Below are 12893 nucleotides of genomic sequence, written 5' to 3' on the forward strand. Positions count from 1 at the left end.
TTCCTAAGCCGTTTTAAGCCCCGCCACGCGCTTCAGAATCCGTTCGACGCTTTCCACATAGGTTGCGGTGCCGAACCGGCTCAGCGCTGTCTCATACCCGTTTCTGACCAGCCTGTTGCGCAGTGGGTCATTCGAGCGCAATTCGGCGAGCGCGTCGGCCAGGCCGTGCGCATCCCCCGGCGTGCACAGCACGCCGTTCTCGTAGTCGTCGACGATCTCCAGCACGCCGCCCGCCCGCGCCGCCACCACCGGCCGCTGCGCCAGCATGCCTTCGACGATCACACGGCCGAACGGCTCCGGCGTGATCGACGTATGGACGACCGCGTCGACCGCGCACATGCAGGCCGCAATATCGTGCTGAAAACCGAGAAAATGCACCCGCCCGCCGAGGTTGTGCGCGGCGACGAACGCGTGCAATTCGATCTCGTACTGGTCCTCGCCAAAGAGCGGCGCGCCGACCAGCACCGCGTGCATATGCGGATTGAGCACCATCGCTTCGAGCAGCACGTGCTGCCCCTTCCAGCGCGCGAGACGGCTGAACGAGCCGACCAGAAACGCGTCCTGCGGCAGGCCGAGGCGCTGGCGCAGCGTCGCTTGCGGCACTGTGCGCAAAGCGTCGAACGGCGCGGCGGAAATGCCGTTGAATACCACGTCGATGCGTTTTTCGTCGAACTGCGTGAGTTCGGCGAACGCGCGCGCCGACGCGGCTGAATTCGCGATCACATGCGTGAGGCCTAGACGCGCACACCATTTGATGATCGCCAGTTGCTTGCCGCCGAAATGCTCGGGACTCACGATATCGCGCAGATGCCAGACCACCGGGCGCCGCGCCAGCTTGCCGGCGATGGCGCCGATTACCATGGCGCGCTGCGTGTTCGCGTAGATCACGTCGGCCTTGCGCGCGCGTTTGGCCGTGGCGCGCACGAGCGACATCAAGCCCTTGAGCGCCTGGCCCTTCGGCAATGAACCGCCCTGCTTGCGAACATCGCGCAGCGCGCCTGCCTCCAGCACGTCGACGGCCACGCCGGCTTTGGCGAGCGCGGTGCGGAACGGGCCGTCGTCGAACAGCACGACCTCGATGCGCGAGCGCAACGCCTTGACGATTTCCAGCAGCGACAGTTCGGCGCCGCCGAGCACGCCGCTTTGATCGACGGCCAGAATGCGCGGTCCGCTAGCGACGGTTGGCGCTTTATACGGCACATACGGCGGCAGCGTCGCCGTGCGCAGCGCCGGCACCGCTGCCCGCACGTGTGCGAAGAAGCGCTCGCGGAAATGAGCGGCGGAGAACTGCTCGGCGTTCGCGCGGCAATCCACCGGCGAAAACCGCTTCACGTGGCCGTCGAAACGCTCGACCGCGGCGATGATCGACTCGGCGTTCTGTTCGTCGAAGAACATGCCAGTGGGCCGCGGCTCGGACAGATCGCGCACGGTTTCTAGCGCGCCGCCCTTGCCGTAGGCGATCACCGGCGTGCCGCACGCCTGCGCTTCGACCACCGAAATGCCGAAGTCTTCTTCCGCGGCGAACACGAAGGCCTTGGCGCGGCTCATCTTTTCCTTGAGCACCTTGAACGGCTGGTAGCCCATGATCTCGACGTTCGGCCCCGCTTTCGCGCGGATCTTCTGCATGTCGGGACCGTCGCCGATCACGACGAGCTTGCGCTCCGGCATGCGCGCGAACGCCTCGACGATCAGATCGATCTTCTTGTACGGCACCATGCGCGAGGCGGTCAGATAAAAGTCGTCCTTGTCGGTGCAGAGCGCGAAGGCTTCGACATCGACCGGTGGAAAGATCACCTGCGCGTCGCGCTGATAGACCTTCTTGATGCGCCGCGCGATGAACTCGGAGTTGGCGACGAAGCCATCCACCGCATTCGAAGTGCGGATATCCCAGTTGCGCATGTAATGCAGAATCAGCCGCGCCATGGCCGACTTCGGTCCGTTGGTCAGCTTCGACTGCTTGAGATATTGATGCTGCAAGTCCCACGCGTAGCGGATCGGCGAATGCACGTAGCTGATATGCACCTGGTCGGGGCCGGTGAGAATGCCCTTGGCGACCGCGTGGCTGCTCGAAATCACCACGTCGTAGGCGGACACGTCGAGTTGCTCGATCGCGAGCGGCATCAGCGGCAGATACGAGCGGTACTTGGTGCGCGCGAGCGGCAGCTTCTGGATGAACGATGTCGTCACGGACTTGCCGCGCAGAAAGCTGCGGTCGTCGAGAAAATCGACGAGGCTGAACAGGTCCGCATCCGGAAAGCACGCGACGATCTGTTCGAGCACCTTCTCCGCCCCCGCGTAGGTGACAAGCCAGTCGTGCACGATCGCGACACGCACTGTCTTGTCGGCGCGCAGCGCGTTGCGGCGCGGCGGCGCCTGCACGCCGGGAACGGTGGTGAGTTCGGCCAGTGCGCTGCGCGTCGCGGGTTGCAGCACGGCTTCTTCAAGGACTTCGTGGTTCATGCGCTTTTCCTCGGATTCAGTCGCAACAGCAGTGAACGCGCAAGATCGCGCAAGGCGGGTGTCATCGTGATCGACCAGGCGACATTCGCGCCTACCATCAATACGCCGGCAACAATCGCCATTGCGAGACCCGGCAGGAAGCTGGCGAGCCACAGGCTGGCCAGCAGGAAAGCAAGGTGGGCGAGCATGTCGAGCGCGATCTGCCGCGCGCGGATCGCCGACAGTCGCAGCAGCACCGCGTAGTCGAACAGCGCGCGGCCGGTCACGGCCACCGCCGCGCCGGTCAGGCCGAAATGCGTGATGCCGAACCACAATGCCCCTGCAAACAGGGGCAATTCGAACAAACCGACGCGCGCGGCCGTGGCCGGATTGACCTGCGACTGGATCAGAATCCGCGTGACGTTCGCCTGGCCGACGAGCCACACGGCGACGATCATGATGCGGCCGACCGGCGCGGCCACCGTGGCGATTTCATTGCCCACCCACAGATGCAGAAACGGTTCGAGCACCAGCATCGCGACCAGCGCGACCGGCGTGAATACGCCGTTGAGAAATTCGAGCGATTGCTGGGTGATGGTGTCGGCGTCGGCGCGTCCCACTGCCGAGAGCCGTGGAAACAGCGTGCGCACCAGCGCCGTCGGTACGATGTTCAGACGCGTCACGAGGTTCTGCGGCACTGTGTAGTACGTCACGAAACGCGCGCCGAGACTCGTGCCGAGCATCACGCGATCGAGCGAGTCGGCGATCATGGTGGTGACGCTCGCAATCAGCATCCAGCCGCCAAAATTGAAGAGCCCCTTCGCCACGCCGAATTGCGGCGGCAGAATACGGCGGATCTCCAGCACTTTCACTGCGGAGCGGCCCAGCAGAAGCGCGGCCACGATGCGCGCGAACACCGCTGCGGCCAGCACGTTCTGCAAGGTCGCGCCCATCCACAGCGCGGCGCCGAGCGGCAGCAACTGGAACAGAAACGTGCCGATGGTCTGATTGGTGTTGTAGACCCCGAAGCGTTCCGCGCCGTTGATCGCGCCCGCGAACACCCACGAGACGTTGGCAATCGGAATCGCCACCGCGAGCCACGGCAGCGCCATATACACCTCGTGCTGCAACTCGGGCGACACCTTGGTGAAATACGCGGTGTAGAGAAACGCGCCGAAATAGATGATCAATCCGCCGATCACGCCAGTGGCGAGATTGAGCCAGGTCGCGCTCCAGAACACGCGCACGCTCTCCTCCTTGTCACCCGACGCGCGCGCCTTCGAGATGTGATTCTGCGCGGCCATGCTCATGCCGAGATCGAGAATCCCGAAGTAGCCGATCAGCGTCCACACGAGGCTGATCACGCCGTAGCGCTCGACGCCGAGCAGCTTGATATACGACGGCACGGTCACGAGCGAGACGAAAGTCGGCAGCACCAGCCCGAAGAAGTTGATCGCTACGTTCTTGAGAATGCCTTTGTCCATCGGATGCCTTGGGTTGACTGCAATTACCTGGTATGGCTGATTAACTGCTGTGCGCCGTTACGGCTTCCAGCGGTACATCATCACTTTGCCGCGCGCGTCTTCCTCGACGAACACGAGGTACTCGCCGTTGGCGCGCTTCGCGGCGCTGATGCCGTTCGGCACATCGACCCAGCCCGACGCGCGGCCCACTTCCGGGCCCGGCCGGATCACGCCGATCTCCTTGCCGCTGTCCTTGTCCCACACGTGCACCGCGCCGACCGGTTCGACGCCGAATATGTATTGCCCTTCGACCGTCAGGCCGATGATGGTGGCGATGGGCTTGCTCTGCGTCTGCCACGGCAACGTGATCGCATAGCGTTGCACGGGATTGCCGCTCGACCATTTGTCGTAGCGCACCAGCACGCGGCCCACTTCCTTCCAGAAACCGCGATCGACCGGCGTGTCGGGCGTGTAGCCCGTCACGTACATCGTGTCGGTGTCGGGGTCGTAGATTGCGCGATGCAGTTCCGTGAACGGTTGCGGCACCGGGTACTGCGTCATGTTCGAATACGAGTAGACCGGATTGCCCTTCGCATCCAGCCCGCCGAAACGGAAGCGGTAAATGCCCTTCGTATCGCGCGTGCGCCAGATGTCGCCGGCGGTATCGACCCACCAGCCCCAGCCGCCCGCGAGCTTCGTGCCGCTCGTGTTGAGCGTGAATTCGTCGGTGTTGAACTTGCCGTCGCCGTTCGCATCGCGCCAGATCCAGTCGCCGCCCGGCGGCGCATTCGGCACCTTGGCCACCGCGCGCTCGCGTCCCGCGATGAAGCCGGAAGGAATCGCGGTTTCGCCGTCGTGCTGCGGGTCGAAGCGATAGATCTTCAGATGGTCCGCGTACATGTCCGTGAGGTACAGGAAGGTGCGGCCCTTCAACTTGCGGGCGATCGGCAGGCCCGGATACTGATCGGTGTGAAACACCGGATCGTCCGGAAACCTGAAACGGTTAGAGAGGAAACCTGCGTATTTCCAGTCCTGTCCGGCAGGCTTCGACAGATCGAGTTCGAAGCGCTTGTTGCCGGTATAGACGCTGTCCGGCCGTGACGGATCGATCCACGCGCCGTCGACGAACAGCAGCCCCTGCACCTGCCAGTTCTGCTTACCGTCCGGCGCATAACTTTCGAGCGTCGCTCCGAGGCCCGCGCCGATCGGGTCGTAGCGCGGACCGATGCCGTTGGTCGACACATACACGTTGCCGCTCGCATCCACGCCCACGCCGGTGAGTCCGTTGAAACGCCGCGGCCCCGGTTTGCCGGCGACGCCGCTGAAAATGCCGCCGCGCTCGCCGAGCGAACCCGACTCGGCATAACGGCCGTTGTTCCTGCTGAAATACAGCACCTGCTGACGCGGACCGTTATCCGCGATCAGGATGCGGCCTTGCGCATCGGCCGCGATATCCACTGCCACGGTGTCGGCCGGCAGCGTGAAGTTTTCGTCGATGCGTTTGCCCGCCGCCGTGTAGTGCTCGACATGCGGCGCGCGGTCGTTGCGCGTGCCGCTCAATACCCACAGCGTGCCGTCCGGCGCCAGCGCGAGCCGGCCAGGCTCGTGCACGCTCCAGGTGGTCTTCTGCTGCATCGACTCCGCGTCGTAGACCTCGATACGATCGCGCGCCGTGTTGGCCGCGAACAGCGTGGTGTCGTTCGCCGCGAGGCCGCCGATTTCAGCGCTCGTGCCGGTCGGCACTTCGTTCATCATCAGGAAGCCGGCCGCCAGTTGGGCATGGGGGTCAGCGCTTTGCGCGGCGGGCTGGAACGGCGCGGCGAGTTTCGGATCGGCAATCTGGCGGCGCGAAATGCCGTACCACTGCTTGCCCTTTTCAGGCCACACGCCGTGCTCGACGAGGCGCCCCTTTTCGTTGCCGACCGCAATTGCGACGAACACGTACTTGCGATTCAAAGCGACCGCGTTGCCGCCGCCGTTGCCCCAGCCATGCGTGCCGCCCGCGAAGCCGAGCATCTTGCCGTTCTGATAGATGCTCGCTTCAGCGCCGCTTTCGTCCCACGGCGCGTTCGTATAGACCTTGCCGTCGGGTGCCACCGCGATAGCGGTGATGTTGATCTGCGCCCACGTGCCGTCGCCGAAACCGAAGGTATTGCCGATCCACGACGTTTTCGCGTTCAACGCCGTTTGCGCATGCGCCGTGAAACTGGCCGCTCCGGCAGCCAGTCCGGCGGCACACGCGAACACGGCGAGCCAGCTTTTGAACGTGAAACGGGGCAAGGTAGTTCCTCCAGTCAGCGCTGCGCCGCGCGCGGGCAACGAGGCTAGCGCGGGTACTAAACCCAATGAGACGACGGTACGAATCGCGGTAAATGTCGCGGCACGAGCCGCTAGAAAGCATGCAAGGACGTCAGACAGATTCGTGCGGGACAGCGCGGGCAAATACGGCATTGACAGCAAAACCGCCGCGACACCGCGCACCTGACAGCAGTGGGGAGCGCGAAGCCACGCGCCCTCCCTGGCCACCCAGTCCGCACGGCTCACATTACGCGGAAAAAACACCGCGACGAAAATCGAAAATAATTCAAAAATATTCGACGCTTTAAGCGTTGTGAAAGAAACCAATTAAAAATCGATTAAAAAGAAATCGACTGCAACGCATGGCGCCGCGCCTCGCTCTGCACCATCTTTACCGATGCGCAGCAACGCGATCCGCACTTATTACATACTCCGTCATCTGCTCGACACAAGCATAAAAATCCATTGGGAATGGATAACGAAACACCCTGTTGCAATCTGATTCATTTATCCAATTCATTCCCGTTTTTTCACGATTTTATTTTCCCTAGAATCGATTGCACTTCCGTTGCGACGCGAAGCGAGCGCGCCTGTTCTCCGTACCCTCGCGCGATCCTTCGCCCGGCCCATCTGCTTCACACCATGGACGGTTCATGACTGCCAGCGCACTGCCCCTAGCGCCTTCCCACTCCCGCCGCATCGTGCAGCTCGACGGCTTGCGCGCCATCGCCGTGCTCGCCGTATTCGCGCAGCACGCCTTGAAGGCGCCGCTGTGGATGGGCGTCGATCTGTTTTTTGTTTTGAGCGGTTTTCTGATTACCGGCATCCTGCTCGAGCGCAAGGCGCGTCAGCAGTCGTATTTCGGCTATTTCTACGCACGCCGCGCGCGCCGAATCCTGCCGTCCTATGTGCTGCTGATGGTGGTGTCGTCGATGTTGTTCGGGCTCGGCTGGGCGCAGCACTGGCAGTGGTATGCGTTCTTCGCGACCAATATCGGCGACGCGCTCAACCAGAGCGGTCACGACAGCCTGAATGTGCTCTGGTCGCTCGCCGTCGAAGAGCAGTTCTATATTTTCTGGCCTTTCGTGATCCTGCTCGTACCCGAGCGTGTGCTCGGCTACGTGGCGGCTGCCTTGGTCCTGTTGGTGCCCGTGCTGCGCGCGGTGGCCACGCCCTGGTTCGATTCGTTCTGGCCGATCTATTACCTGACGCCGTTCCGCATGGACCTGCTCGCGGCAGGCGCGCTGCTGGCGGTCGCCGTGCGGCGTGACCGCCATGCGCTCGAGCCGTTCAAAGGCCTCGCCGTGCTGGGATTTTTTGCGGCGCTGGCCGTGCTCGCCTGGCTGCATCTGCACTTTCCGCGCTTTCGCGCGGCGAATACGCCGCTGTCGAACGCGGCGCTCTACAGCGTTTCACTGGTGCTTTGTACTTCCGTCGTGGTCATCGCCCTGCAAAGCAAGGGCATCGTCAAACGGCTGTTGTGCAATCCCGTGCTGGTCTATATCGGCACCATCAGCTACACGGTTTATCTGATTCACCTGAGCGTGCTGTACGCGCTGTGGCCGCTGCATCTGAACCGTGTTGTCACCGCCGCGCTCGCGCTCGCGATCACGCTCGTGTACGCCAGCATCACGTGGTTCGCATTCGAGAAACGCCTGATATTCGGCTCGGCGGGCAACGCGCATGCACATGGGCAAGCCACGACAGGCGGCAGCGTCAGCACCGCGCCGCAAAGCCGCGCATGAAGTGCCTGAAACGCCGTGCATGGCTCGCTGCAAGCGTATGCGCGGTTGCATCGCTGCTGGCATCGGCCGCGCTCGCCGCGACGCCGGGTCCGCGATCGCCAGTGCTGATCGAGGCCTACGGTGATTCGACGACGCTTGGCATTACCTGCCGCGACGGTCATTGCGGCCCGCAGGCGCTAAACGCCGTGTCGTATTTGCAAGACGAGTTACAGGCACGCCACGGCGAACAGGTGCGTGTCACGAATTACGGTGTGGGCAACACGATGGCGACGCAACTGCGCGACGGCACGGGCAATCGCCGCGCCGGACCGACGGCGGGTTTGCCGTGGCGGGAACGGCTCGCCGCCTCGCCCGCGCAGATCGTGCTGATCAACTACGGCATCAACGAAGTGATGCAGAACCAGACGCCCGAGCAGTTCTACGCAGCCGAAACGACGCTCGTGAAAACCGCACGCGCGCTCGGCAAGCAGCCGGTATTGCAGACCGCGAACCCGATGCCGGACAACCGGCTCAACGCGCGGCTCGCCGCGATGGCCGCGATGACGCGCCGTGTGGCCGCCGAGCAGCAGGTGCCGCTCGTCGACCAGTTTGCCTACATCAGCGCTCTGCCCGACTGGAAGACGCTGATGTCCGACGGCGCGCATCCCAAGCCGGATTTGTACCGGCTCAAGGCCGAACAGGATTTTCAGGTCGTCGAACCATTGGTGCGGCGGCTGTTGAACGGCACATCCTGAAACGCTTTTTCAAGTGCGTTTCGTGCACCGGGTGTTTTGGGTGCTTGTGAAACGTGCTTCTGAGATGCGCTTCCGAATGTGCCGATGAAATGCGCCCTAGCCGGCGCGACTGCTTTTTCTTTTTCTCTTTTAACAATCTCGAAGGCAAGCTATGAGCCAACCACGCAAAGCGATCATCACCGGCGTATCCGGACAGGACGGCGCCTATCTGACCAAACTGCTGCTCGACAAGGGCTATATCGTGACCGGCACTTACCGGCGCACGAGCTCCGTCAACTTTTGGCGCATGCGTGAACTCGGCGTGCTCGATCATCCGAATCTGCGTCTGGTCGAACACGACCTGACCGACCTCGGCTCGACGCTGCGCCTGCTCGAAGGCGCGCAGGCCGACGAGCTGTACAACCTCGCCGCACAGAGCTTCGTGGGCGTCTCGTTCGACCAGCCCGTGACCACCGCCGAAGTGACCGGCATCGGCGCGCTGAATCTGCTCGAAGGCATCCGCATCCTGAATTCGAAGATGCGTTACTACCAGGCGTCGACGTCGGAAATGTTCGGCCTCGTGCAGGCCGTCCCGCAACGCGAGGACACGCCCTTCTATCCGCGCAGCCCGTACGGCGTCGCCAAGCTGTTCGCGCACTGGTCGACGATCAATTATCGCGAGTCGTACGGTCTCTTTGCGAGCAGCGGGATTCTGTTCAATCACGAGTCGCCGCTGCGCGGCCGCGAATTCGTCACCCGCAAGATCACCGACACCGTCGCCAAGATCAAGCTCGGCAAGCAGGACGTCCTCGAGCTCGGCAACCTGAGCGCGAAACGCGACTGGGGCTTCGCGCTGGAATACGTGGAAGGCATGTGGCGCATGCTGCAAGCCGACGAACCCGACACCTTCGTGCTCGCCACCGGCCGCACCGAAACGGTCCGCGATTTCGTCCGCATGGCGTTCGCGGCCGCGGGTTATCAACTCGAATGGTCGGGCAAGGAAGAGCGCGAATCCGGTATCGATGTCGCCACCGGCAAGACACTGGTGCGCGTGAATCCGAAGTTCTATCGCCCGGCCGAAGTGGACCTGCTGATCGGCTGCGCCGACAAGGCTCACGAAAAACTCGGCTGGAAGCCGGAAACCACGCTGGAACAGTTGTGCCACATGATGGTTCATGCGGATCTGGGACGTAACGAGCATCACGAGACGTTCTGATTCGCGGTGAAGATGCGCGGCCGTGCAGGCGGTCGCGCGTATTGCGCTATCCCTCGGCCTTCGCCGGGGCACGGGCCGCCAAGCCCTATCGCAATGATTCAGATCAATGCCGGCGATACCCTGGTAGTGCAAAAATGACAGCTCCAAAGTGCGTCGGTTCTCCCCGAAAAAACCGCCGCCTTCCTTCTGCTGGATGGAGCGACTTATGTTTCCCGAATATCGCGACCTGATCTCCCGCCTCAAAACGGAAGACGCCCACTTTTCCCGCCTTTTTGAACTTCATAACGAGTTGGATCACCGCATCCACAACATGGAAACCAACGTCACGCCCGCTGACAACGTGACGATCGAAACCCTGAAGAAGAAAAAGCTCCTGCTGAAGGATCAGCTTTACGGCGTGCTGAGAAAGGCAGCCACCGCCGCCTGAGTCGAGCGGCGTGGGTCCGCGCATGTCGATAGACACGCACGGAGTTCAATCTTCATCGAGGTATCCCTAACTTGGCATCCCATGAGAACAAAAAGGGCGACCGCCCTCCCGTCGCGCAGCTCGTCAGCCAGGGCAACGTCGCGCTCGAAGTAGGCGGCGGCGCGCTTGATGCAAACCAGAATTCGTGTCAATCCGCCGCGCTGGCCAGTCACGCCGCGCGGGCGGCAAGCGCGGTCGAGCGCAATGAAACCAGCCGCGCCGTGGAGGCGGCCAATGCCTTGATCTTCAACGGCATGGAGAGCGTGCTCGCCGCGCCGGCGTCCGCCAGAAGTGAGGCCGGCAGCATGTTGAGCACCATCAAGGCGCTGATGGACGGCCTCTCGCCAGACGAAGCCCGCGCGCTACGCGCGCAATTAATCGAAGGCAATCCGGCCGCCTGGCATGCGGGCACCGCGCGCCATCCAGACGACGAACTGTCGCCCGCCCTGCGCGAGGGCGGCTATCCGTACCGCAACCTGATGTCGCGCCGCGCGTACGAAAAACAGAAATACCGGCTGCAAGTCGAGTTGCTGAAGTTGCAGGCATGGGTGCGCGAAACCGGCCAGCGCGTCGTGATTCTCTTCGAGGGGCGCGACGCGGCCGGCAAGGGCGGCACGATCAAACGCTTCATGGAACACCTGAATCCGCGCGGTGCACGGGTCGTCGCACTGGAAAAGCCGAGCGAATCCGAACGCGGCCAGTGGTATTTCCAGCGCTATGTCCAGCATCTGCCCACTGCGGGCGAGATCGTCCTGTTCGACCGTTCGTGGTACAACCGCGCCGGCGTCGAGCGGGTCATGGGCTTCTGTTCCGCGCAGGAATACGGCGAATTCATGCAGCAGGTGCCCGAGTTCGAGCGGCACCTCGCGCGCAGCGGCACCCATATCGTGAAGTTCTGGTTTTCGGTGAGCCGCGAGGAACAGCGCCGCCGCTTCGAGGAGCGCCAGGTTCATCCGCTCAAGCAATGGAAGCTCAGCCCCGTGGATCTGGCCTCGCTCGACAAGTGGGACGAATACACGCAGGCCAAGGAAGCGATGTTCGCGCAAACCGACACCGCCGACGCGCCGTGGACCGTGATTCGCTCCGATTGCAAGAAACGCGCGCGCCTCAATGCAATGCGCTACGTGCTGCATAAACTGCCCTATGCGAATCGCGATGTCGAGTCGATTGGCATGGTGGATCCGTTGATCGTCGGCCGGGCGATGTGAGCCGACGCGGCACTTTAGTGACATGGTGCCGGCGAAAGCGCGGACCCAAAGCGCTGCCGCAGGGGCTGTTCGCGCTCACCTCGCGATCGGACTGAGCGGCCGCCATTGCGCCGGGCGCATGGCGGCGACCGCCCGAGATCATCCGTGCGCGCGCCGCAGCTTCAGTGCACCCCGCCTGCCCCAATCGCCTCGCTATACACCGAGGCCACCCGTTTCGCGATCACCGAGTTATCGAAGTTCTCGCGCGCATACCGTCGGCATGCATCGGCATCGGGCAATTTCAGTGTGCCGTTGAGTGCGCCCGCGAGTCCATCCGCGATAGCCTTCGCGCCCGTCTCCGGCAGCACCAGATTCGGCGATAAACCGGCCACGGCTTCGGGCAGACCGCCCACTGGCGTCACCAGCACCGGCGTGCCCGATGCCAGCGATTCGACCGTGATCAGCCCGAAGCCCTCCAGCGCCACCGTCGGCACGACGCTGATATTCGCCGCGCGATACAGCGCCGCCAGATGCTGATCGGGCACGAAGCCCAGCAGCTTGACGTTGTCCTCGAGACCCGCCTCGGTGATGCGCGCCTGCAACTCCCCTTCGAGCCGCCCTTTGCCCGCGATCAGCAGCAGTACATCGGGCGCGCTGCGCTTGAGCAGCTTCACCGCATCGATCAGATCTTCGAGACCCATGCGGCGCACCAGCCGCCGCACCGCCAGCACGATCGGCCGGTCTTGCGGCAATTGCAGCTTCAGACGCGCCTCGGCGGGTGAGATCGGCAGATTGAACTGTTCGACATCGACGCAACCCGGCACCACGCGCACACGGTCCGGCGCGATGCGATAGCGCGAGGTCAGAATCTTGCCGAACGCCTCGGACAACACGATCAGCCGCGACGAGCGCGCATACACCGATTGCTCCAGATAGCGCTTGGCGCGCTGGCCGAGCGAATCGGCGCCCTCCACGTGGCTCTCGTCGGCCCACGGCCCCTGAAAGTGCGAGACCTGCGGAATGCCGCGCGTCACATCCAGCCCAGGAAAGGTGTAGAGCGCGAAGTGCGACGAAATCACGTCGGGGCGCGACGTGCTGATTTCCTGGCGCAGCGCGCGACGTGCCGCCATCAGCCGCAACGGCAGCGATTGCGCGGCGGAGCCGAAGCCGTTGATCGCGCCGCCGGTGTCGGCGGCCACTTTGGGCGAGCCGGCCACCACGCCGCGCACCGCGACGCCTGCGCCCGGCAGCGCGCCGACCAGCGAGTAATACATGCGGTCGAGGCCGCCCGCGCGCTCGGGGAACCAGTGCATCCCGATCTGCAGCGATTTGATAGAGCTCGTCGTCATGGTTGTGACCCCTGTGC

Annotated in this window: 9 protein-coding genes; 5 read left to right on the forward strand and 4 right to left on the reverse strand. The window is 63.4% G+C overall.

What is annotated here, in order from left to right:
• Positions 1-3: 3 nt before the first annotated feature.
• Genes RI103_RS10210 through RI103_RS10220 form a run of 3 tightly spaced genes read right to left on the reverse strand, consistent with a single transcriptional unit; the run spans position 4 to position 6182 of the window.
• The gene (locus RI103_RS10210) at positions 4-2460 is read right to left on the reverse strand and encodes a glycosyltransferase family 4 protein (RefSeq protein WP_310811935.1); all 2457 of its coding nucleotides are present in this window, start codon (positions 2458-2460) and stop codon (positions 4-6) included.
• Positions 2457-3923 carry a flippase gene (locus RI103_RS10215; protein WP_310811936.1) on the reverse strand — a complete coding sequence of 489 codons (1467 nt, stop codon included), beginning with the start codon at positions 3921-3923 and terminating at the stop codon, positions 2457-2459. Before RI103_RS10215 ends, RI103_RS10210 begins: the two co-directional genes overlap by 4 nt.
• A 57-nt stretch (positions 3924-3980) precedes the next feature.
• Complete coding sequence (locus tag RI103_RS10220) at positions 3981-6182, reverse strand: hypothetical protein (RefSeq protein ID WP_310811937.1); 2202 nt, start codon at positions 6180-6182, stop codon at positions 3981-3983.
• 671 nt (positions 6183-6853) lie between these two features.
• On the opposite strand from RI103_RS10220, the gene RI103_RS10225 reads away from it, so the two are divergent.
• From RI103_RS10225 to ppk2, 5 genes are all read left to right on the forward strand, one after another.
• Entirely contained in the window at positions 6854-7945 is a 1092-nt protein-coding gene (locus tag RI103_RS10225) for an acyltransferase (protein ID WP_310811938.1), read from the forward strand.
• Positions 7942-8679 (forward strand): SGNH/GDSL hydrolase family protein, encoded by a 738-nt coding sequence (locus tag RI103_RS10230; protein ID WP_409076935.1) that lies wholly within the window; start codon positions 7942-7944, stop codon positions 8677-8679. The genes RI103_RS10225 and RI103_RS10230 overlap by 4 nt, the downstream gene beginning before the upstream one ends.
• Positions 8680-8830: 151 nt before the next feature.
• Positions 8831-9874 (forward strand): GDP-mannose 4,6-dehydratase, encoded by a 1044-nt coding sequence (gene gmd / locus RI103_RS10235; protein WP_310811939.1) that lies wholly within the window; start codon positions 8831-8833, stop codon positions 9872-9874.
• A 205-nt stretch (positions 9875-10079) separates the two neighbouring features.
• Positions 10080-10301 (forward strand): YdcH family protein, encoded by a 222-nt coding sequence (locus RI103_RS10240; protein WP_310811940.1) that lies wholly within the window; start codon positions 10080-10082, stop codon positions 10299-10301.
• Positions 10302-10501: 200 nt separating this feature from the next.
• Positions 10502-11548: a polyphosphate kinase 2 gene (gene ppk2, locus RI103_RS10245; RefSeq protein ID WP_409076983.1), complete on the forward strand. Its 1047-nt coding sequence runs from the start codon at positions 10502-10504 to the stop codon at positions 11546-11548.
• Between the two features lie 161 nt (positions 11549-11709).
• On the opposite strand, the gene RI103_RS10250 is transcribed toward ppk2, so the two are convergent.
• A complete protein-coding gene (locus tag RI103_RS10250) occupies positions 11710-12876 on the reverse strand; it encodes a glycosyltransferase family 4 protein (protein ID WP_310811941.1) in 1167 nt (388 codons plus the stop codon).
• Between the last annotated feature and the right edge of the window lie 17 nt (positions 12877-12893).

Source organism: Paraburkholderia sp. FT54 (assembly GCF_031585635.1).
GTDB lineage: Bacteria > Pseudomonadota > Gammaproteobacteria > Burkholderiales > Burkholderiaceae > Paraburkholderia.